The organism is Candidatus Skiveiella danica (genome assembly GCF_022705245.1).
GTDB lineage: Bacteria > Pseudomonadota > Gammaproteobacteria > Burkholderiales > Burkholderiaceae_C > Skiveiella > Skiveiella danica.
Map to the genome: position 1 here is coordinate 60,031 of NZ_JAKJEW010000007.1, position 22,097 is coordinate 82,127.

Annotated in this window: 20 protein-coding genes; 14 read left to right on the top strand and 6 right to left on the bottom strand. The window is 66.7% G+C overall.

Features of this window, described 5'->3' with window-relative positions; genetic code table 11:
• Window positions 1–110 precede the first annotated feature (110 nt).
• From ACMUOY_RS05715 to ACMUOY_RS05770, 12 genes are all read left to right on the top strand, one after another.
• Window positions 111–872, top strand: a complete 762-nt coding sequence (locus ACMUOY_RS05715; protein WP_413891737.1) for a GntR family transcriptional regulator — start codon at window positions 111–113, stop codon at window positions 870–872.
• Window positions 873–1,040: 168 nt separating this feature from the next.
• Window positions 1,041–2,210 carry an ABC transporter substrate-binding protein gene (locus ACMUOY_RS05720; protein WP_413891738.1) on the top strand — a complete coding sequence of 390 codons (1,170 nt, stop codon included), beginning with the start codon at window positions 1,041–1,043 and terminating at the stop codon, window positions 2,208–2,210.
• Window positions 2,211–2,240: 30 nt separating this feature from the next.
• Complete coding sequence (locus tag ACMUOY_RS05725) at window positions 2,241–3,107, top strand: branched-chain amino acid ABC transporter permease (RefSeq protein ID WP_413891739.1); 867 nt, start codon at window positions 2,241–2,243, stop codon at window positions 3,105–3,107.
• Window positions 3,108–4,079, top strand: coding sequence for a branched-chain amino acid ABC transporter permease (locus tag ACMUOY_RS05730; protein WP_413891740.1), 972 nt, complete (start codon window positions 3,108–3,110; stop codon window positions 4,077–4,079).
• Window positions 4,076–4,840: an ABC transporter ATP-binding protein gene (locus tag ACMUOY_RS05735; RefSeq protein ID WP_413891741.1), complete on the top strand. Its 765-nt coding sequence runs from the start codon at window positions 4,076–4,078 to the stop codon at window positions 4,838–4,840. The genes ACMUOY_RS05730 and ACMUOY_RS05735 overlap by 4 nt, the downstream gene beginning before the upstream one ends.
• The gene (locus tag ACMUOY_RS05740; RefSeq protein ID WP_413891742.1) at window positions 4,833–5,567 is read left to right on the top strand and encodes an ABC transporter ATP-binding protein; all 735 of its coding nucleotides are present in this window, start codon (window positions 4,833–4,835) and stop codon (window positions 5,565–5,567) included. The genes ACMUOY_RS05735 and ACMUOY_RS05740 overlap by 8 nt, the downstream gene beginning before the upstream one ends.
• Window positions 5,568–5,581: 14 nt before the next feature.
• Window positions 5,582–6,631, top strand: coding sequence for a Rieske 2Fe-2S domain-containing protein (locus ACMUOY_RS05745; RefSeq protein WP_413891743.1), 1,050 nt, complete (start codon window positions 5,582–5,584; stop codon window positions 6,629–6,631).
• A 9-nt stretch (window positions 6,632–6,640) separates the two neighbouring features.
• Window positions 6,641–7,609 (top strand): PDR/VanB family oxidoreductase, encoded by a 969-nt coding sequence (locus tag ACMUOY_RS05750; protein ID WP_413891744.1) that lies wholly within the window; start codon window positions 6,641–6,643, stop codon window positions 7,607–7,609.
• 16 nt (window positions 7,610–7,625) lie between these two features.
• Window positions 7,626–8,606, top strand: a complete 981-nt coding sequence (locus ACMUOY_RS05755; protein ID WP_413891745.1) for a Bug family tripartite tricarboxylate transporter substrate binding protein — start codon at window positions 7,626–7,628, stop codon at window positions 8,604–8,606.
• A gap of 26 nt (window positions 8,607–8,632) precedes the next feature.
• Window positions 8,633–9,532: a DUF1932 domain-containing protein gene (locus tag ACMUOY_RS05760; RefSeq protein ID WP_413891746.1), complete on the top strand. Its 900-nt coding sequence runs from the start codon at window positions 8,633–8,635 to the stop codon at window positions 9,530–9,532.
• A 66-nt stretch (window positions 9,533–9,598) separates the two neighbouring features.
• On the top strand, window positions 9,599–10,564 hold the full coding sequence (locus tag ACMUOY_RS05765; RefSeq protein WP_413891747.1) for an AEC family transporter: 966 nt from the start codon (window positions 9,599–9,601) through the stop codon (window positions 10,562–10,564).
• 91 nt (window positions 10,565–10,655) lie between these two features.
• On the top strand, window positions 10,656–13,202 hold the full coding sequence (locus ACMUOY_RS05770; protein ID WP_413891748.1) for a carbohydrate-binding family V/XII: 2,547 nt from the start codon (window positions 10,656–10,658) through the stop codon (window positions 13,200–13,202).
• Window positions 13,203–13,333: 131 nt separating this feature from the next.
• On the opposite strand, the gene ACMUOY_RS05775 is transcribed toward ACMUOY_RS05770, so the two are convergent.
• From ACMUOY_RS05775 to ACMUOY_RS05790, 4 genes are all read right to left on the bottom strand, one after another.
• Entirely contained in the window at window positions 13,334–14,062 is a 729-nt protein-coding gene (locus ACMUOY_RS05775) for an alpha/beta fold hydrolase (protein ID WP_413891749.1), read from the bottom strand.
• On the bottom strand, window positions 14,059–15,396 hold the full coding sequence (locus ACMUOY_RS05780; protein ID WP_413891750.1) for a tetratricopeptide repeat protein: 1,338 nt from the start codon (window positions 15,394–15,396) through the stop codon (window positions 14,059–14,061). Before ACMUOY_RS05780 ends, ACMUOY_RS05775 begins: the two co-directional genes overlap by 4 nt.
• Window positions 15,397–15,453: 57 nt before the next feature.
• Window positions 15,454–16,272 carry a transporter gene (locus ACMUOY_RS05785; RefSeq protein ID WP_413891751.1) on the bottom strand — a complete coding sequence of 273 codons (819 nt, stop codon included), beginning with the start codon at window positions 16,270–16,272 and terminating at the stop codon, window positions 15,454–15,456.
• Between the two features lie 124 nt (window positions 16,273–16,396).
• Complete coding sequence (locus tag ACMUOY_RS05790) at window positions 16,397–18,256, bottom strand: arylsulfatase (protein WP_413891752.1); 1,860 nt, start codon at window positions 18,254–18,256, stop codon at window positions 16,397–16,399.
• A gap of 115 nt (window positions 18,257–18,371) precedes the next feature.
• On the opposite strand from ACMUOY_RS05790, the gene ACMUOY_RS05795 reads away from it, so the two are divergent.
• Both ACMUOY_RS05795 and ACMUOY_RS05800 read left to right on the top strand, forming a co-directional pair.
• Entirely contained in the window at window positions 18,372–19,280 is a 909-nt protein-coding gene (locus ACMUOY_RS05795; RefSeq protein WP_413891753.1) for a LysR family transcriptional regulator, read from the top strand.
• Between the two features lie 367 nt (window positions 19,281–19,647).
• The gene (locus ACMUOY_RS05800; RefSeq protein WP_413891754.1) at window positions 19,648–20,679 is read left to right on the top strand and encodes an IS30 family transposase; all 1,032 of its coding nucleotides are present in this window, start codon (window positions 19,648–19,650) and stop codon (window positions 20,677–20,679) included.
• A gap of 80 nt (window positions 20,680–20,759) precedes the next feature.
• Here the strand turns inward: ACMUOY_RS05800 and ACMUOY_RS05805 are convergent, their stop codons facing one another.
• Window positions 20,760–20,900 (bottom strand): hypothetical protein, encoded by a 141-nt coding sequence (locus ACMUOY_RS05805; RefSeq protein ID WP_413891755.1) that lies wholly within the window; start codon window positions 20,898–20,900, stop codon window positions 20,760–20,762.
• A 213-nt stretch (window positions 20,901–21,113) separates the two neighbouring features.
• Window positions 21,114–22,025 carry a LysR substrate-binding domain-containing protein gene (locus ACMUOY_RS05810; protein ID WP_413891756.1) on the bottom strand — a complete coding sequence of 304 codons (912 nt, stop codon included), beginning with the start codon at window positions 22,023–22,025 and terminating at the stop codon, window positions 21,114–21,116.
• Window positions 22,026–22,097: the final 72 nt, after the last annotated feature.

Here is a 22,097-nt window from a genome sequence, read left to right on the forward strand (position 1 = left end):
GATGGTAAGGCATATGGCCTGGCATTCAATGTATACACAAAGTCGGTATTTACCCTGATGATTGGATAAAATACCTTGATTGAGTCAATTTATGTATACACTGCGTATTCATGAATACCGGCGCTCCCGTGATTGACCTGGCAGAAGAAGGCGGCTCGCAGTCTGTCAAGTCACAGTTGCGGCTGCGCGAGATGATCCTCGCCGGCGAACTGCCAGGCGGTGCGCGGATTGCCGAGCTGACCCTCGTTGAAAAGCTTGGTGTCTCGCGCACGCCGATCCGGGCCGCGCTCATGCGGCTGGAGCAGGAAGGGCTGCTGGAGGCGTTGCCCAACGGGGGGTACGCGGTGCGTACCTTTTCCGAGCGGGAAGTGTCCGATGCGATCGAGCTGCGGGGCACCGTGGAGGGGCTGCTGGCGCGCGTTGCGGCGGAACGCGGAGCGGCACCGGTGGTGCTGGGCGAGGGCAGCGAATGTCTTCGCCAGATCGACGAGCTGCTTCGAGCAGCCGCGTTGGACGACCACGCCTTTTCCAGCTACGTGGTCCTGAACGAGCGCTTTCACGCGCTTCTTGGCGAGTTGTCCGGCAGCGCCGTGTTGACGCGCGAGATGGAGCGCCTGGCCAGCCTGCCGTTTGCGTCGCCCTCGGCTTTCGTGGTCGTACAGGCCAATTCGCCGCAGGCGCGCGACATGCTCGTCGTGGCCCAGGACCAGCATTGGCAGGTGCTCGATGCGATCGAACGTCGCGAAGGTGCCCGTGCCGAGGCCATCATGCGCGAACACTCCCGCATTGCCCAACGCAACCTGCGCGAAGCCGTGCGCATGCCGGGGCTGGACACCATGCCCGGAGTGCGCCTGATCCGTCGGCGCAATTGACCTTTTTGTTGATTGAGCCGTCAGCTATGCAGGATTGGTATATCTGGGAGTCGGCGGCTCGTCTTGCGATGGCTGTGCAATGCGGTGACAGTTGCACCTCGGGGCTGGTGAGTGTTCGCCACTGGCCGGGCGGACGGTTTGATTATTGATTCCTTCAGGAGACACGACATGCAAAAGAGGATTTTTCTCAGGTCGACCGCCCTTGCGGCCCTGTCGCTGGCGGCCACGCTGGCAAGCGCCCAGGACAACAAGTTCAAGATCGGCCTGATCTTGCCGATGACGGGCCCGTTTGCCTCCACGGGCAAGCAGATCGAGGCGGCCGCGCGCCTGTACATGGCGCAGAACGGCGACACCGTTGCCGGCAAGAAGGTGGAACTGATCGTCAAGGACGACACCAGCGCGCCGGACGTGACCAAGCGCATCGCCCAGGAACTGGTGGTCAACGACAAGGTCAATGTGCTGGCCGGTTTTGGCCTCACGCCCCTGGCGCTGGCCACCGCGCCGATCGCCACCCAGTCCAAGACCCCGCTGGTGGTGATGGCGGCAGCCACGTCCAGCATCACGCAGGCGTCGCCCTATATCGTGCGCACCAGCTTCACGCTGCCGCAGGCCGCGGTGGGCATTGCCGACTGGGCGCCCAAGAATGGCATCAAGAAGGTCGTGACGCTGGTGTCCGACTACGGCCCCGGCATCGACGCCGAGAAATACTTCAAGGATCGCTTCCTGTTCAACGGGGGCCAGGTGATCGAGACGCTGCGGGTGCCGATGCGCAATCCGGACTTTGCGCCCTTCCTGCAGAAGGTGCGTGACCTCAAGCCTGACGCCATGTTTGTCTTCGTGCCTTCGGGCGCCGGCGCCGCACTGATGAAGCAGTTCGCGGAGCGCGGCATGGACAAGGCCGGCATCAAGCTCATTGGCACCGGCGACGTGACCGACGATGACATTCTCAACAGCATGGGCGACGTGGCGCTGGGGGTGGTGACGTCGCATCACTATTCGGCGTCGCACAACTCGCCGCTGAACAAGAAGTTCGTCGAGGCGTTCGAGAAGGCGAACAACGGCTTGCGCCCCAACTTCATGGCGGTGGGCGGCTACGACGGCATGCGCGTGATCTATGAGGCCGCCAAGGCGACCAAGGGTGGCTCGGGTGACGCCCTGCTGGAAGCGATGAAGGGCCAGATTTTTGAGAGCCCACGCGGGCCGATGTTCATCGATGCGCAGACCCGTGACGTGGTGCACAACATTTACATCCGCAAGGTGGAGAAGGTGGGCGGTCAGCTCTTCAACCAGGAGTTCGCCACGATCAAGGATGTAAAGGATCCTGGCAAGACGAAATAGTCCGGGTCCCGGCGTGCCGGATCTCCTCTGATGTTGACGATTCTTTTTGACGGCATTGCCTACGGCATGCTGCTGTTCATACTGGCGGTGGGCCTGTCCGTGACGATGGGGTTGATGAATTTCATCAATCTCGCGCACGGCGCCTTTGCCATGGTGGGTGGTTACATCACCGTGGTGCTCATGCAGCGCCATGGCGTGCCGTTCATGGCGTGTCTGCCCCTTGCCTTCGGCGGTGCCGCGCTGCTGGGCATGGTGCTGGAGCGCACGCTGTACCGCACGATGTACCGCAAACCGCACCTGGACCAGGTGCTGTTCTCGATCGGACTGGCTTTCATGGCCGTGGCGACCGCGGATTACTTCATGGGATCGCAGCAGCAGATCATGCAACTGCCCGAGTGGCTGCGCGGGCGCACCGAACTCTTCGACGGGGCCCTCGGCATGGGGCACTACCGCCTGTTCATCATTGCCGTGTGTGCGGCCCTCACGATCGGCCTTCAGTTCATCCTGTCGAGAACCCGCTTCGGCAGCCGCCTGCGCGCCAGCGTGGACGACCCGCGGGTGGCGGCGGGCCTGGGCATCAACGTCAATGTGGTGTTCGCGGCCACCTTCGCGGTGGGCTCGGGGCTGGCCGGTCTGGGCGGCGCCCTGGGTGCGGAGGTGCTGGGGCTTGATCCGACCTTTCCGCTGAAGTTCATGGTGTATTTCCTGATCGTCGTTGCCGTGGGCGGCACCTCGTCCATCACCGGGCCCTTGCTGGCAGCCTTGCTGCTGGGCATTGCCGATGTGGCGGGCAAGTACTTCATTCCCAAGCTGGGCGCGTTCATCGTCTATGCGCTGATGATCGCCATCCTCATCTGGCGCCCGCAGGGCCTGTTTGTGCGACAGGGAGGCAAATAGATGAATTCCGTTCGCACGTCCCTGCTGGAGGCTTCGCGCTGGAAAGCGTGGGAGCCGGTGGTCTGGCTCATGGCCTTTGCCTCGCCCTTTGTCGTGGCCCAGCACGCGCTCATCATCAACGAGATTGCGATCGTCGCACTGTTCGCACTGTCCCTGGACCTCATCCTGGGCTACACCGGCATCGTCTCGCTGGGCCACGCGGCTTTTCTCGGTTTCGGAGCCTATTCGGCGGCGCTGTTTGCGAAGCATGTGATGCCCGATCCCCTTGTGGGCCTGGCGGTCGGCATCATGGCAGCGACGGCGCTGGGCGCGGTCTGTTCATTCACCATCATGCGCGGGACGGATCTGACCCGTCTCATGGTCACGCTGGGCATGGCCCTTCTGTTGCTGGAACTGGCCAACAAGGTGGACTGGCTGACCGGTGGTTCTGACGGCTTGCAGGGGGTGACCATGGGACCCCTGCTGGGCCGCTTTGAATTCGACCTGATGGGCCAGACGGCGGCCTGGTACTCGCTCACCGTGCTGCTGGTGCTCTTCCTACTGGCGCGGCGCCTGGTGCATTCGCCATTTGGCGCCACACTGATGGCCGTGCGCGACAACCGGCTGCGCGCGATGGCCATCGGCATTCCGGTGTCCGCGCGGCTGGCGGTGGCCTACACCGTCGCTGCCGGCGTGGCCGGTGCGGCCGGTGCCTTGCTGGCGCAGACCACCGGCTTTGCCTCGCTCGACGTGTTCGCCCTGGAGCGGTCGGCGGATCTGATGCTGATCCTCGTGATTGGCGGCGTGGGCTGGCTGTATGGGGGCATCGCGGGGGCCGTGGTGTTCAAGCTGATGCACGACGTGATCTCGGGCATCACTCCCCAGTACTGGACCTTCTGGATTGGCCTGTTCCTGGTGGTGCTGGTCATGGTGGGCCGCGAGCGGCTGCTGCGGCCCTGGACCTGGTTCGGGCGCGACAAGGGGCAGTCGTGAACGACATCGTCCTGAAGACACAAGGCCTGGTCAAGCGCTTCGGCGGCATCACGGCCACCGACCATGTCAGTCTGAATGTCACGCGCGGCGCGCGCCATGCGCTGATCGGCCCCAATGGCGCCGGCAAGACCACCCTGATCAACCTGATGACCGGCGTGCTGGATCCCACCGAGGGCCGGATCACGCTGGAGGGGCAGGAGATCACGCGGTTGGCGCCCCATCAGCGCGTGCGCCGGGGCCTGGTGCGCACGTTTCAGATCAACCAGCTTTTCAATGCCATGACACCCTTGGAGACGCTGGCCATGGTGGTGTCCCAGCACCGCGGAGCCGGCGCTCGCTGGTGGCAGGCCCTGGGGCACGATCGGGCCGTGGCCGAACGATGTGCACAGCTGCTGGAGCAGTTTCATCTCACGGACGTGATGCACCAGCGAACCGAGCACCTGGCCTACGGCAAGCGCCGGCTGCTGGAGATCGGCATCGCCCTGGCCTGTGAGCCGCGCGTGCTGCTGCTCGACGAGCCCGTGGCCGGTGTTCCCGCCGGCGAGCGGGAGGAGCTGCTGCACACCGTTGCGGCCTTGCCGCAGGATGTGTCGGTGCTGCTGATCGAGCACGACATGGACCTGGTGTTCGACTTTGCCCGGCGCATCACGGTGCTGGTGAACGGCGCGGTGCTGACCGAGGGCACGCCGGACCAGATCGCCGACGACCCCCAGGTCAAGGCGGTGTATCTCGGCCACGGAGAGGCGGCGAGCCATGTCTGATCTGCTGCAGGTTGAGAGCCTGAGCGCGGGCTATGGCGAGGCCGTGGTGCTGCAGGACGTGAGCTTTTCGCTGGCCGAGGGCGAGACCCTGGCGCTGCTGGGCCGCAATGGCACGGGCAAGACCACCCTGATGGACACCCTGGCGGGCGCCACGCACCAGCACGGCGGCACCATCCTGCTCGGCGGCATCATGCTGAACCGGCTGGCGTCGCACGAGCGCGCGGCTGCGGGCATCGGCTGGGTGCCGCAGGAGCGCAACATCTTCAAGTCGCTGACGGTGCACGAGAACCTGGCCGCCGTCGCGCGGCCCATCCGCGCGGGCCATGCGTCGCACCCCTGGACACCCGAGCGCGTCTATGAAATGTTCCCGCGCCTGGCCGAGCGCAAGACCAACCTGGGCACCCAGCTGTCCGGGGGCGAGCAGCAGATGCTGGCTGTCGGCCGAGCGCTCGTGCTCAACCCGCGGCTGTTGCTGCTGGACGAGCCGCTCGAAGGCCTGGCGCCCATCATCGTCGAGGAACTGCTGCGCGCCATTGCACGCATCACGCGCGATGAAGGCCTCTCGGCCATCGTCGTGGAGCAACACCCGCAGGCCATCCTGGCCATCAGCCACCGCGCGGTGGTGCTCGATCACGGCAATGTGGTGCACCGCGGCGCGGCGGCACCCTTGCTCGAACAACCTGAATTGCTTGACCGCCTGCTCGGCGTTTCCGGGGCCCACGCTTGAACCAAAGGACGATCATGTTTCCGAAGAATGCCTGGTACGTCGGCTGTACCCCCAACGAGATCGACGAGAAGCCGCTGGGCCGCACCATCTGCGGCGAGCGCATCGCCTTCTACCGCGGCGAAGCCAACAAGGTGGCCGCCGTCGAGGATTTCTGTCCGCACCGGGGCGCGCCGCTCTCCCTCGGGTATGTGCAGGAGGGCAAACTGGTCTGCGGCTACCACGGTCTGGCCATGGGCTGCGACGGCAAGACGGTCTCCATGCCCGGCCAACGCGTGCGCGGCTTTCCCCCGATCAAGAGCTTCCCGGTCGAGGAACGCTATGGGTTCATCTGGGTCTGGCCCGGTGACACGACCCTGGCGAACGCCGACGACATCCCGCACATGGAGTGGTACGACAACCCCGCCTGGGCTTTTGGCGGCGGCCTGTTCCACATCCAGTGCGATTACCGGCTGATGATCGACAACCTGATGGACCTGACGCATGAAACCTACGTCCATGCCACCAGCATCGGCCAGAAGGAAATCGACGAAACCCCGTGCAAGACCACGGTGGACGGCAACACCGTGACCACCAGCCGTTTCATGAGCGGGATCCTGCCGCCGCCGTTCTGGAAGATGGGCCTGCGTGCCAACAGCCTGCCGGACGATGGGCCCGTGGATCGATGGCAGATCTGCCGTTTCACGCCGCCCAGCCAGGTGATGATCGAGGTCGGCGTGGCGCTTCAGGGTCACGGCGGCTACGACGCGCCGAACGACAAGAAGGCCTACAGCGTCGTGGTGGACTTCATCACGCCGGAGACCGAGACCTCGATCCATTATTTCTGGGGCATGGCGCGCAAGTTCAATCCCACCGACAAGGCGCTGACGGCCAGCATTCGCGATGGGCAGGGAAAGATCTTCAGCGAAGACCTGCAGATACTGGAGCTGCAGCAGAAGAACCTGCTGGCGTACCCGCAGCGTGCCCTGCTGATGCTCAACATCGATACCGGCGGTGTGCAGTCGCGCAAGATCCTCGATCGCCTGGTGGCGGCGGAGCGCTCGGCCAGCGCCGAGCCGGCGGCGTGAGGGCGGCCCATGAGCAACGCATCAACGCTGTCGGTCCGCGTGGCGCGCAAGCGCGTCGAAGCGCTGGATATCTGCACCTTCGAACTGGTCTCTGCCGACGCAAGCCCCTTGCCCGCGTTCTCGGCGGGCTCGCACGTGGATGTGCATCTTCCAGGCGGGCTCACGCGTCCCTACTCCCTTTGCAATGACCCGACGGAGAGCCACCGTTATCTGATCGCCGTGTTGCGCGATCCGGCGTCGCGTGGCGGCTCCCGGGCGATGCACGAGGAGGTCGTGGAGGGTCAGTTGCTGCAGATCAGCCTCCCGAAGAACCACTTTCCGCTCGCCCATGACGCGCGTCGCCACCTGTTGCTGGCCGGGGGCATCGGCGTAACGCCGATCCTGTGCATGGCCGAGCGTCTCGCCAATACCGGTGCCGAGTTCGAGATGCACTACTGCACACGCGCGCCGGAGCGCACGGCGTTCCGCCAGCGCATCGCCGACGCCGCCTTCGCGTCCCGGGTGCACTTCCACTTTGACGATGGCAACGCCGGGCAGAAGCTCGACATCGAGGCGCTGCTTGCCGCGCCTGCCAGCGGGGTGCACCTGTACGTGTGCGGGCCGAAAGGCTTCATGGACGCGGTGCTGAAAGCCGCGCGGGCCAGCAGCTGGCCCGAAGCCCGATTGCACACGGAGTACTTCGCCGGCGAGGTGGCGGCATCCGGTGCCGATGTGGCCTTCGATGTGCAACTCGCGAGCTCCGGCAGGATCGTGCGCGTGCCCGCTGGCCAGACAGTGATATCGGCCCTGGCCGAAGCCGGCGTCGACGTGCCGTTTTCCTGCGAGCAGGGCGTCTGTGGCACCTGCCTGACCCGAGTGATCGAAGGTGTGCCGGATCACCGCGACCTCTACCTGACCCCGGATGAGCAGGCCGCGAATGACCAGTTCCTGCCCTGCTGTTCGCGATCGAAGACACCCAGGCTGGTGCTCGATCTCTGACGCCAGGGCACCCCGCATGTCGTCCCGACGTCGCGTTCTCCTGAACACTCTGTCCGTGGTGGCGGGGTTTGCCCTGTCGCAGGCGGCAGCGGCCCAGTCTGCATTTCCATCGAAGCCGATCCGCCTGGTGGTGCCCAATGCCCCGGGCGGTGCCGCGGACCTGACCGCGCGCACGGTGGGCCAGAAACTCAGCGAGACGCTGGGCCAGCCTGTGGTGATCGAGAACCGGCCCGGCGCCGGCGGCGTGGTGGCCGGCGAGACGGTGGCGAAGGCCGTCCCGGATGGCCACACCCTGCTGCTGATCTCCAGCGGCACGGCCGTGAGCGCGGCGCTGTTCAAGGCGCTGCCCTTCGACACGGTGCGCGACTTCATCCCCGTTGCGCCGCTGGCGACCTTTGACCTCGTCATTGTCGGCCCCGACGGCGGCCGCTTCAGAACGCTGGGCGAATGGGTGGCGTTTGCCAAGGCCAACCCTGGCAAGCTCACCATCGGCACGCCCAACATCGGCACCACACAACACCTCGCTGCCGAACTGTTCAAGGCGGCAGCCGGCATCGATGTGCAGATCGTGCCGTTCAACGGCACCCCCGCGGTGATCAACGCCCTGCGCGGCGGGCAGATCGACGCCGGGCTCGACATCCTGGGCCCCTTGCTGGCGCAGATCCGCGCCAAGGCACTGGTGCCGCTGGCCATCACCGGCGACAAACGCTCGCGCGTGCTGCCTGAGGTGCCGACGGCGAAGGAGGCCGGGGTGAGCGGCTTCGCGGCCGCCTCCTGGAACGGCCTGGCCGTTCCGGCGGGCACGCCGAAGGACGTGGTCGCACGGCTGAACAGGGAGGTGGTTGCCGCATTGAACGATCCGGCCGTCAGCAAGCGCCTCGAGGAGCTGAACCTCGACCCGCACCCCGGCACGCCGGAGCAGGCGGCAGCCCTGTTGAACAACGATATCCGGCGCTGGGGTGAGGTGATCGTGCGTGCGAAGATACCGCGCCAGTAGCGATGCACTCTCGACAGGAAAACGCCATGAAACTCGAACGCATTGGCCTGATCGGCTATGGCGAAGTCGGCAAGATTTTCTGCGCCGGACTGCTGAAACAGCCGGGCGTCACCGGCGTTGGCGCCTGGGATCTCAAGTTCGCCCAGGCCGCGACGCAGGCGACGGAGCGGGCGCACGCCGCGCAGGCCGGGATCGATGCGCATTCGTGCATGCAGGCCCTGTGCGTAGACAGCGAACTGATTCTCTCGGCCGTCACCGCGTCCGCCACGCTGGCGGTGGCGCAGGAGGCGGCGGCCTTCATCCGCCCCGGCACGATCTTCCTGGACCTGAACTCGGCCTCACCGGGCACCAAGCAGCAGGCTGCCACCTTGATCGAAGCCGCCGGCGGCCACTACGTGGAGGCCGGCGTCATGACCTCGGTGCCGCCTTACGGTATCAAGGTGCCGATGCTGCTGGGCGGTGTCCGCGCAAACGCGCTCGCGCGGGCGCTGACCGACTGGGGCATGGATGCGAAAGTCGTCAGCGACCGGATTGGCGTGGCCAGCGCCATCAAGATGTGCCGCAGCGTGATGATCAAGGGACTGGAAGCTCTGGTCATCGAAAGTTACAGCACCGCGCGGGCTTATGGCGTGGAAGACCATGTGCTGCCCACGCTGCAGGAGACCTTCCCCGGCATCGACTGGAGCGCGCAGGGCGCCTATTTTTTCAGCCGCGTGGCGCAGCACGGCCAGCGTCGCGCGGAAGAAATGCGCGAGTCGGCGCACACGGTGCGCGAGGCCGGTTTCGAGCCCTTCATGGCCGCCGCCATCGCAGAGAAGCAGCAGTGGGTGGCAGACCAGGCCAAGGCGGGTGTGTTGGCCGGCGTGCCGAAGGGTGCACCCTGGCAGGCCTATGCCGACGCGTTGCTGGCGGCGGGCAAACCGTGAGAAGCTTCACCCCCTGATTCCCGGTCCGCATCCGGCGCCGCGCTGGCCGGTCACCTTCTAGACGACATGCTCGACATCCTGGCCATCACCGGCCCCATCTACCTCACCATCGCGCTGGGCTACATCCTCACCCGCCGCGGCCTGTTCGCCCGCGCCGACATGCGCGTGCTGGGCCAGTTCGTCATCAACCTGGCGCTGCCAGCGCTGCTGTTCAACGCGCTGGCGCAGCGCAAGCTGGCCGACATCCTGAACGGGCGCTACCTGCTGGTCTATGCGCTGGGTTCGCTGGCGGCGATGGGGCTGGGCCTGCTGTGGGCGCGCCGGGGTGCGCGCCAGGACCGGACCACCAGCGTCTTCTGGGCCATGGGCATGTCGTGCCCGAACAGCGGCTTTGTGGGGTTTCCGATCGCGCTGCTGGTGATCGGGCCGGTGGCCGGCGTGATGCTGGGCCTGAACATGATCGTGGAGAACCTGTTGCTGATCCCTCTGCTGCTGGCGCTGGCCGAAAGCAGCACGGGCAGTGGCGGACGCTGGCACACCGTGCTGCGCCAGTCGCTGCTGAACCTGGCGCGCAACCCCATGGTGCTGGGCCTGCTGGCGGGCTTTGTGGTGTCGGCGCTGCAGTGGCAGATGCCCTCGCCGCTGGCGCGCACCGTGACGATGTTCGCGCAGGCCAGCGCGGCACTGTCGCTGTTCGTGATCGGTGGCTCGCTGGCGGGCCTGCACATCGCGGGGTTGCGCCGGCCCGTGGCGCAGATCGCCATCGGCAAATTGCTGGTGCACCCGGCGGCGATGCTGGGCGCGCTGCTGCTGTGCGAGGCTCTCGGCATGGTACCGATGGACCCGAAGCTGCGCATCGGCGTGGTGCTGACGGCCGCCAGCCCGATGTTCGGGATCTACCCCATCCTGGCGCAGAAGCATGGCCACGACGGCCTGGCCGCGGCCGCCCTGCTGGGCACGACGGCGGCTTCCTTCTTCACGATCAGCGCGCTGCTCTGGGTGTTTCAGCAGGTGCCGGGCTGGGGCGGGTAGGGTGCGACTTGCTTGATCCAGGCGGTTTTCGCGCGCAGGTGACTGTGCAAGAATCTTTGCGTCATTTTTCGCTTCATCAGGGAACCTCGTCATGACTCCTTTGCGCCATCCCTTCCAACTGGCGGTCCTGGCTGCAGCACTGGCTGCCATTACTGCACAATCGCAGACCCAGAACCCCGCCCCCAATCCGGCCACGGCCGCGACGCCGGCGCCGTCTGACGCCACACCCCTGCCGGCAGATCCCTGGCCGCGCCAGGTGAACCTGGCCAGCGGCACGGTGCTGATGTACCAGCCGCAGGTCAGCCAGTGGCAGGGCAACCAGATCACGTTCCGCTCGGCGCTGGCTTTCATGCCCAAGGGCGGCAAGCAGGAGACCTTCGGCGTAATGTTTGCCACCGCGCGCACCCAGGTGGACCGGATCAACCGCAGCGTGGTGTTCGAGAACCTGCAGATCAACAGCAGCCTGTTCCCCACCTTGCCTGACAAGGGCGCGTCCCTCTCGGCCGATCTGCAGGCCTCGGTGGCCAGCACGGTGCGCACCATCTCGCTGGACCGGCTGAAGGCGTCGCTGGCGCTCAATGGCATCCAGCCGCGGACGGTGGCGGTGCAGAACAGCCCGCCGCAGGTGCTGGTGAGCAATTCCCCCGCGATCCTGGTGCCGATCGATGGCACCCCGGTGTTCAAGCCGGTCGGCAACAGCGGCTTCCAGCGCATCATCAACACCAAGGCGCTGATCCTGCAAGGCGGGCCTGGCAATGCGCTCTACCTGCCTGTCTATGACGGTTGGCTGAGCGCCGCTTCGCTGCAGGGGCCGTGGTTGCAGACCAGTACACTGCCGGCCGGCCTGGCGGCGACGGCGCAAAGCGTGGCCAAGACGGGCGCGGTGGACATGCTCAAGGGCAGTCCGGACGCCAAGCCCAGGCCTTCGCTGGCCAACGGCGTGCCTTCCATCATGATCAGCCAGGTGCCCAGCGAACTGATCATCTTCAACGGCCAGCCGGACTTCGTGCCCATCAACGGCACGCAACTGCTCTGGGCAGCCAACACCACCTCGGATGTCTTCGTCAACACGGCCAACAGCGGCTACTACGTGCTGATGGCCGGGCGCTGGTTCACCGCGCCGGGACTGGGCGGCCCCTGGACCTATGTGGCCGCCAATGCGCTGCCGGCCGACTTTGCCCGCATTCCGCCCAGCTCGCGCGCCGCCGTGGTCCTGCCGACCGTGGCCGGCACGCCGCAGGCCCAGGAGGCGGTGATCGAGAACTCCATCCCGCAGACGGCCACGGTCAAGCGGGTCAACGGGCCGACGTTCACGCCCGCGCTTGACGGGGCGCCGCAATGGGCGCCCGTGCCGGGCACGGCGCTGTCCTACGTGACCAATGCTTCGGCCCCGCTGATCCAGGTGCCCGGAGGCCAGATGTACGCGGTGCAGGCCGGCGTCTGGTTCACCGCGCCGGGCATCACCGGGCCCTGGACGGTGGCCGCATCGGTGCCGGATGCGATCTACACCATCCCGCCCTCGTCGCCGATCTACTACGTGACCTATGTGCGCATCTACGAGGCCACGCCCCAGTATGTCTACACCGGCTACACGCCAGGCTATATGGGCACGGTGGTGTCGAGCGACGGCACCATCGTCTACGGCACCGGCTACACCTACAACCCGTGGATCGGCTCGGTCTGGTATCCCGCGCCCTACACCTACGGCCTGGCGGCCGCACCGGTCTACAACCCCTACGTGGGCTTCACCTTCGGCTTTGCGGCGGGGCTGGCCACGGCGGCGTTCTGGGGCTGGGGCGGCGCGTACTGGGGCGGCGCCTATTACCACCCGGGCTACTGGGGCGGCTACGGTTGCTGTGCCTCGGCCAGCGCCAACGTCTACGGCCATTGGGGCAATACCGCCTACTCGGGCACCCGCTCCTGGTACGCCGGCGGCGGCGTGGCCGGCAGCACGGCCAGCGGGGTGTATGCCAATGCGCGCACCGGCACCACCGGCAGCTATGCCGCCGGCCGCCAGTACAACGCCTGGACCGGCAATGCCACGCGCGGCTACGACCGCACGGTCAACGGCCCGGACGGCGGCTCCGGCAACGTGGCGCGGGCTGGCAACTACAACACCTACACCGGCCAGCGATCGTATGGCTCCAGCGCCTCGTACACCGGTGCCGGCGGCAGCTCGATCGACCGCACCTCAGCCACCACCGCCGGCCCGCAGGGCGCAGCCCATGCCTCGTCCACCACCACCTACAACGCCCGCACTGGTGAGACCAACACCTGGACCAACGGCCGCCCGTCGAGCAACAACATGTTCGCCGACAGCAATGGCAACGTCATGCGCAACGATGGCAGCGGCGGCTGGCAGCAGCATTCGTCCGGCGGATGGGGCTCGGCATCCGGCGACACCTCCTGGGCGGACCGCGAGTCGCAGGCGCGCAGTGCGGGCGACTCGGCTGCACGCTCCGGCGGTCTGTTCGGTGGCGGTGGCCTGTTCGGAGGGGACCGCGGGGGTGGTGGTTTTGGAGGCGGTGGCGGCTTCGGCGGCGACCGCTTCGGTGGGGGCGGTGGCTTTGGCGGCCGTTTCGGTGGCGGAGGCTTCGGTGGAGGCGGGTTCCGGGGCGGTGGCGGATTCCGTCGCTGAGACCTGGGTTCATCCTGTTTTCATAGCAGGACAGGACCATTCCACGCTGGGATCAGCCCAATAAAGCTTGAAAACCGGGTGGAAGACGCGCCCGGGATGCACGGCGCGGCCTCCGGGGCGGCTGGGCGGGCCTACAAGGCCGCCATCCACTCCCGCAGCAGGCAGTTGACGCGCTGGGGCTGTTCCATCGTCAGCATGTGCCCGGCCCCCGGCACCAGCGCCAGCCGCGCGCCCGGGATGGCGGCAGCAATTGCCCGCGAATGCTCCGGCGGGGTCAGCTGGTCAGCCTCGCCGCACAGCACCAGAGTCGGGCAGGGGATTTGCCCCAGGTGCGCGCGGGCGTCCGGGCGGGCCATCACGGCACGGTTGTGGCGGATCAGCGTCTCGGGGCCAGCCTCCAGCACCATCGTCAGGTACTGGCCCGTCAGCACCGGATCAGTGGCGTGGTCGGGGTGGAAGGCCAGCGGCACGTTGGCGCGGATGATTTCTTCCGAGCGACCCTGCTCGAACAGCACGATCGCATCGCTGCGCAGCTGGTGCATCTCGGGCGTCTCGGGATGCGCCACCGTGCCCAGCAAGGCGAGGCCGCTCACCCGCGAGGGCGCGAGCCGTGTGGCCTCCATCGCGACCATACCGCCCATGGAGGCGCCGCACAGCACCAGCTCGCCGTCGAACTGCTCCAGCACCGCCTGCGCCATCGCGGTGATGGTGCCGCAGGGCTGGTGCGCAGTGGCCACGGCCGTGGGCGCGAGCGGGCCCAGCCCAGCCAGCTGGTGGCCCCACATGCGGGCATCCGCCGCCAGGCCGGGGATCAGGACGACGGTGGGTCTGTGGCTCCCTCGCTCCGTGGATGCGCTCATGGCGAAACCTCCGGCAGGCCCAGCGCCGCGTACACCGGCCGCAGCTGGCGCTTCAGCCGCAGCGACTGCGGGCAGGCGTTGGCGCGTGGCTGCATCAGGTGCTGGGCGCTGCTCCAGCGGCCGGCGCGCATCAACGCATCCAGGTGCAGTTGCTCGAACAGGTCACGCTGCGCATGGCTGCCGCCAATCGTCTGCAACTGCGGCAGCGCCTGGCCCAGGCCGGCGACCGCGCCCTGCCAGTCGCCGCTTGCATGCGCCAGCAGCCCGCGCGCCGCGGGCACCGCGACCTGCTGCCACGCTGTGCGTGACCAGTCGGGCGCCCGGGCTGCAAAGGCTTCCAGACGGGCCAAGCGCGGGCCGGCAGTGGCACGGCCGGCGCGGCCCAGGCCATAGAGGTATTGCAAGTCCAGGAAGGGCTGCACATGGTCGTCCCCGCGCTGCTCCAGGTGGTCCGCCACGTCCTGCCAGCGATCGCCCACGTCCACACCGGCGATCTCCAGGCGCGCCAGCAGCGACACCGCGCCGATCTGGTCCTGCGAGTAGGCCTTGACCACGCCCCAGACCTGGCGGTCGTAGAGGTCCAGCACGGCGGCGGCGTGGTCCAGTTCCAGCTCGAACAGCGCCAGGTGCCACCAGTTGTGCGTGACCATGAACGAGTTCAGGTCCGTCCATTGCCCGCTCACCGCGGCCATGAAGTCGCGTCCCTCGGTGATACGCCCCTGCGTGATCATCACGTGCGCCAGCGCATGCTGGGCCCAGGGCTCCTTGGGCCGGATCGCCAGCGCACGGCGCGCTGCCGCTTCCGCCTGCTCCAGCAGGTGGTTTTGCTCCCAGGCGAAAGCTGCCATCCCGTGCAGGTAGGGCACCTCGGCGGCTGCGTGCAGGGCCGGCTGGACGATGCGCAGCATGCCGGGCGAGTGGCCGAGGTTGAACAGGTGGTACTGCCCGAGCTTGAGCGAGGCCAGGTCGCGCGGGTGCTCGCGCGCCTGCTCCTCGTGCAGCGCGATCGCGCGCGGCAGGTCGCCGTGGACCCAGGCCGCCACGGCTTCGACGAATCGCTGCTCGCGTGGCGTGATCTTCATCGTGGAGCGGCGCGCGGCCTCGATGAAAGGCTGGGCGTTACCCTGCGCATCGCCCGATTCGGCAAACATGTGCAGCGCGGCGCAGCAGGCCTGCACCAGCGGGCTGGGGTCGGTGTCGGCCACCTGCAAGACATTGACCACGCGCGCCTCGCAGGCGATGAAGCCTTCGACGAAATCGTTCAGCGGGCCGAGGCTGGCGGCATCGGCCAGCGTGACGGGGTTACCAAGAAGGTCGTGGCGGGAGGCATGCATGGTCGGGTGTCCGGTGGGTGAAGCAACATCCTAACCCGCGGCGTGGCCGCCCCGGTCTTACTTCGGGAACATGAGCTGCACTTGCGCGCGGACCTGCCAGTTGGGTCCGTAGTCGGGTTTGACGACGTTGTAGTAGGCCGCGATCATGGCGTTCACCGGCAGCTTGCCAAAATGGAAGATCTTGCCCACGCCGCCGCCGATGGGCACGGTCCATTGCTGGCCGCTGGCGGCATTCCAGTTCACCGTGACGATGGGCGAGCTGGTCAGGTACAGGCCGCTGGGAAAGTTGTAGTTGACGAAGGGCTGGATCAGGCCGTTGTTGTAGCCGCCCCCTCGCTGGTCGCTGGTGAGCGACCAGACGTTGTTGACCAGCGCGCCATAGACCCAGGGGTCGCCTTTTTCCAGCTTCAGGACCACAAAGGAGGCGCCCAGGCCCCAGTTCTTGTTGCCCAGGCCGTTGCTGTCTGTGGGCAGTTGCACCACGGGGCCGACGCCCCAGATCAGGCCCTTGGGCACGGCCGGCGAGAGGAAGGCCGTGAACACCACGTCACCGATGCCGTTGGTGCGGCCGTCGCCGGGGAACATCGCCGGCTGCGAGATGATCGGCACGATGGTGCGGGTGATGACGTTCCACTCCGAATTGACTTCCACCGGGATCACCGGCTGGATGTTCAGGACGTTCTGCGTGCCCTTCTCGGGCCCGTAGTTCAGGTTGGTGTTGTTCTGGAACGGCAGGCTGATCAGGTTGCCCACCGGGTTCTGGGCCAGCTTGGCCAGTTCCTCGGCGCTCATCTCGGCGTGGGCGGCGGTGGCGGTCAGCAGGGCGGCAGCAACCGCCACCGCAGTCAGGGAGAAAAACTTGATCGGATGGTTCATGCGGGCTTCCTCTCTGTGGATGGCGAAGGTCTGTCGAGGAATTATCGACGAATTTCAGGCCCCGGCGAAAGACCAATACCCACCGGGCGCAAGAGAACAAAGTGTGCGTGCCGGGGGGCTGCGATCAGGCTGGCCGGTGCAGGCGAGTCCGTCGGCGCCAGAACCGGATGCCGTAGATCGCGCCAATCAGCAGCGCGCCTACAAGCGCCACCGCGCCAGCCAGCACGGCCGCCATCTGGCGCACCAGCACCGGCCAGTTGTTCTTCAGCAGCTGACGCAACGGGTCATAGCCTTCATGCGGCAGCACAACCCCGTTGTTTTTCAGGTAAACGTCGTATTCGGCCCGAAGCGCCTTGAATATTTCCGGCTGGCGGGCGACCAAGTCGGTCGATTCCAGAGGGTCCAGTCGCAGGTTGTACAGGTGCCAATGGCCATCGCCGAACGTGGCGTTGCGCGCGATCTTGTAGTCGCCCTTGTACAGGGCTTCGGCACCGGTGCCCTCAAAGCCGATGGTGTCGGTGGGTGGATGCACCACCGCTTCCTTGCCCTCGAGCATGGGCAGCATGCTGCGGCCAGTGGGGCGGTGCAGCCTTTTGCCCTGGTACTCGTCGCCCGGCAGGGGGATGCCGGCGATATCCAGCACCGTGGGCAGGAAGTCGGTCACGTACGCGAACTCTCGTGCGACGCCGCCGCCGGGAATGCGACCGGGGAAGCTCACGATGAAGGGCACCCGCATGCCGCCCTCGCCCGAGGTGCCCTTGAACAGGGGGAACGGCGTGTTCGACACCTCGGCCCAGTCCTGGCCGTAGTGCACGTAGCTGCCGGGGCGGCCCAGGTCGTCGATGCCCAGCGCAAAGTTGGCCTGGTACCAGAGCCGGAATGGCAGGTTGAGCTTGTTCAGCTCATAGGCATCGGCGCCGTTGTCGGACATCACAATGAACACCGTGTTGTCGAGCTGGCCGCTGCGCTGGAGGTAGTCGCGCAGCCGCCCGATGTGCTGGTCGGCGTTGTCGAGCATGCCGGCAAACACGGCCATCTTCTTTGCGTAGAGGCGCTGCTCGGGCTCGCTCAAGCTGGCCCAGTCCCGTCCCAGCATGGCTTTGGGCAGTTTCAGGCCTGCGGGCATCAGGCCCATCTCCACCTGGCGCTGGTAGCGCTGCGAGCGGATCACGGCCCAGCCCGCTTCATAGCGGGCCCTGTACTTGCCGATGTCCACGTCCGGCGCCTGCAGCGGCGAATGCACCGCCTGGAAGGCGACGATGCCGAAGAAGGGTTTGCCGCCGGGTTTGCCGTCCTCGATGAAGCGGATCATCTTGTCGACGTAGTGGCGGTTCGAGAAGAAGTCCTTCGGCAACTGGGCGCGCTGGCCGTCTTCCCACCAGACGGCCTCCAGGTTCAGCGGGGCGTAGACGCGGGCCTCGTAATTGTCGGCGCCGGTCTGTTCGAGGGAGAGGGAGCGGTCCCAGCCGCGCGCGCCGGGCGAACGCTCCAGGCCGAGGCCCAGGTTCCATTTGCCCGTGAAGTAGGTGGCATAGCCACCGTCTTTCATCAGCCGCCCGAGGCTGTGGGCGCTGTCGCTCAGAAAACCCTCGTAGCCGGGTCGGCCTTTCTGGTTGTCGGCCATGACCGCCGTCAGCGTGCCGGCGCCGGCACGGTGGTGGTCCACCCCGCTGTGCAGCATGGCGCGGGACGATTCACAGGTGGATGCGGTGTGGAAATTGGTGAAGCGCACGCCGGACGTGGCGATCCGGTCGATGTTGGGGGTGCTGATCTCGCTGCCGTAGGCGCCGAAGTCGCTGAAGCCGGCGTCGTCGAGCAGGATGAACACGATGTTCGGGCGTTGCTTTCCCTTGGCCGCCGCGGTGGGGGCCACCGCAGGCGCCTGTGCGGCGAGGGCCATGCTGGCCGTGAAAGCCAGGGTCAGCAGAGTGGCCAGGCGCCGTGCGGTGCACCAGCGGTTGAGTGGGATGGGTGGCGGTGTCATGGGTTTGTCTCGCTTTTCTTGGGAATCGGGCGAGTGTGAAATGTCCAGAGCGATGCGTCCATCGCAAAATGCAATGTCATTCATTGCGTTTTAAGCATTTGATCGGGAGCAGGACATGGACATCCGGCGGTTGACCCACTTCATTGCGCTGGCCGAAGAGGGCCGCTTCGCCGTCGCTGCGGAACGTGTGCACCTCAGCCAGGCGGCCTTCAGTCGAAGCATCCAGGCACTGGAGCAGCGCATGGGCCTCAAGCTGTTTGACCGGGGGGCGAAGGGCGCCAGCCTGACACCGGCCGGCGAGGTGGTGTTGCGCCGGGCCCGCACCTTGGTGCTGGACGCGCGCAACCTGCAGCGCGATATCGAGCTGGTCCGGCTCGGCGATGCCGGTGAGATCGTTTTCGGTGCCGCGCCGATCCCGGCGGCGGTGATCGTGCCCGAGCTGCTGTGCCAGTTGCGCCAGCAGAACCCCGGGCTGGTGACGCGGGTGCACCTGGGCAACCTGCCGACGCTGCTGGCCCAGCTGGATGCGCAACAGATTGATTTCTGCCTCGGCGACCCGCGCCTCGTGCCGCCCCAGGCCCGCTACGAGCGGGTCCCGCTGGGCAAGCAGGTCGCCGCGTTGTATGCGCGTGGTGACCATCCGCTGGCGGATGCCGCCCAGGTTGACGCCGTCGCAATGCGCCGTTTTGGCGTGGCGACCATCACCATTTCGCCGGCCTTGCTGGAAGGGGTGGCGGTGCTCTATGGGTTCAGGGACTGCGCCGATTTCCCGCTGGTGGTGGAGTGTGACGACCTCGGCACGCTGGTGCACCTGGCGACGCGCACCGATGTGCTGGCCCTGCTGCCCTGCGTGGTCGGGGACGCCCACACCCAGGCCTTGTGCCGGCTACCGACAACCACGCCCCAGCTGCCCATGGCCGATGTGCATGCGATCTGGCTCGGGGGGCGCACCTTGTCGCCGTCGGCGCAGCGGGCGATCGAGCTGGCGAAGCGGCTGGGCGGCGAGGGTGGCGCCAGCGCCTGAAGCGGGGGCCGACCGAGGCGGCAGGCGTTGGTGCCGATCACTTCAAAATCAGTAGCATCCAGTGACCATTCCACGCTGGGATGGCGCCAAAAACGTTCAGAATTTGGCTCTTGAACCCGGTTTCAGTCCGCCTTCACCCGCCCGGAGGTGATTACCGGCTTCCAGCGCGTGATTTCGCCTGCCATGAGCTGGCCGAAGGCCTCGGGTGTGCCGGGCATGGCCACAGCGCCTTCCGCAGCGTGGCGGGCATTCCGCTCGCGGTGCTGGAAACAGGGCCTTCCGGGAGAGTTTCAAGAAAAATTGGTCGTATCCCAGGGCCCTCTCAAATCCCAAGTGCAACACCCCATCTACGAACCGGAGGTATTGCATGAAGGAACATCGAAAATACGAACACCTGAGCTATGAAGAGCGCAGCACCATCGCGTTGGGACTGCAGCAGGGCATGAGCGTGCGCTCCATTGCCCGCGCGCTGGGACGCTCACCCTCCACGATCAGTCGGGAGAGCCGGCGCAACGCGCCGGCAGCCCCCTACAACTGCAAGTTTGCCCATCAGCGCTACCAGCGCAGGCGCCGGTACAGTCGCCCAGCGCCCAAGCTGGCACCTGAGTCTGGCTTGTTCAAGACGGTGTGCGGGCTGCTGCGCAGGCGCTGGTCACCCCAGCAGATTGCCGGCCACCTGTCTACAGTACACGGCAAAGACCAGAGCCAGCGCGTGTCCCACGAAACCATCTACACCTGCATCTATGCCCAGCCCAAGGGGGAGCTGCGCCGCGAGCTCATTGCCTGCCTGCGCATGGCGCGAGCCAAACGCTGGCCACGCTCACGGGGGACGGACCGCCGAGGCGAGATTGCCGACCTGCTGAGCATCCATGTACGACCACCCCAGGTCAACGAGCGTCAGTTTCCCGGTCACTGGGAGGGCGACCTGATCAAGGGTGCGGCCAACCTCAGCGCCGTGGGCTCGCTGGTGGAGCGCAGCAGCCGGCTGCTGATGCTGGTCAAGCTGCCCCATCCGCAGCCAGCTACGGCCGCGCATGTGCTGCAGGCCTTCAGCGACAAGCTGCTGAGCATCGCACAGCCTATGCGCCAGACGCTGACCTATGACCGCGGCAAGGAGATGGCTCACCACCGCCAACTCAGCGAGCGCACGGGCATTGCCGTGTACTTCTGCGATCCGCACAGCCCCTGGCAGCGCGGCACCAACGAAAACACCAATGGCCTGGTGCGCCAGTACTTGCCCAAGGGCACGGATCTGTCCGGCTATAGCCAGCAGCAGCTTGATGCCATTGCCGACGAGATCAACAACCGGCCTCGCAAGACCCTCGGATGGGCCTCCCCCATCGAGGTCTACCGCGCTTACCTGGACAAACTCGCCAACGACCCCATCGCCATCCAGTAAGCTCCTAATGTTGCACTTGGATTAGAGACCGCCCAGGGTGGATAGGTCCTTGGGTGCTACAAAAAAAGGACTTTCCGGACTCAGAAAACCGGGGCGCCCAAGCCGGTGAGCAGCGCCGCCGGTAGCAGCAGCGTCACGCTGCGGTCGCCCAGCTTGAGAAGTCCTTGCCGCCCCGGTTCGCGGAGTATCTTGCCGCTCGGGTAGGGGGAGAGGTTGGCCATTACGGTCAGCTCCGTCCAGGTGGGCCCGCGAGGGCCGCCGCGTGGTGGTCGGGCCGCGGTTGATCCAGGGCGCAGCCGACAGCTTCTTCGGCGGGGGTCTGGAAAGACCAGGGCGGCGGTAACTGCTGCAATCCCCCATTGCACGCCAGGATGGCGGCGCGGAGGCGTGGCGGCGTTGAGCAAAGCCTCGAAGGCCAAGTGGCTCCTGGCGCCCTAGGCCATCGAAAGTCGCGCCTGCGTCGTGGCGCGCACCAGCTCCATCGTGGCCTGCTGGGTCAGCGTGGCCGGTCGCGCCGAACTGGTGGCCAGCGACAGCCGGGTGCGCAGCGGCGGCTGGCCGATGGCGCGCACGGCAAAGGCCGAAGGCTTGACCGAGCTGGCCACCGCGTTGCGCGACAGGATGGCGTGGCCGGCGCCGTCGGCCACCAGGTCCAGGATGGCGGCGACGCCGTCGATCTCCAGCGCAATCGTCGGGCGGCAGCCGATGGCGGCCATCTCCGCTTCCACGTGCATGCGGATGGCGTTCGGCCGGCTGGGGATGACCAGCGGCAGCCGGGCCACCTCTTGGAGCGTGATGGGCGGCGGCGGCGGGTCTTCGGGCAGGCCGGGTGGGCGGGGTTGCACCAGCATCAGGTCCTCGTCGACCAGGGGCGTGGCCTCGATGCCGGTGGCGGGCTGGGCGTTGTACAGCACGGCAATGTCGAGCCGGCCGTTGACCAGCCATTCCTGCATGGTCACCGAGAGGCCTTCGCTGATCGACAGTTGCGCGTCGGGCATCTGCTGGCGGAAGGCGCGCGTCAGCGGCACGGTCAGCACCCGCGCCAGGCTGGGCGGCAGGCCGATGGCGACGCGCCCGGCGAGCGCGCCGCGCACCCGGCCCAGCTCTTCCCGGGCCCGTTCCACCTGATGCAGGATGCCGCGGGCATGCTCCAGCAGCAGCTTGCCGGCCTCGGTGGGCGCTGCGCCGCGGCCGTTGCGCACCAGCAGGTTCTGGCGCAGTTCGACTTCGAGCAGCCGCACCTGGCGGCTGAGCGCGGGCTGTGCGATGTCCAGTGCAATCGAGGCCCGGGTGAAGCTGCCCAGTTCGGCCACACGCACGAAGTATTCAAGCTGCTTGAGGTCCATGCCTGCAGTTTATTCGCATAGCATGGGGATTGATATGCTCGTTTGCTCTAGCTGGTAGAGGTGGCCTTGGCT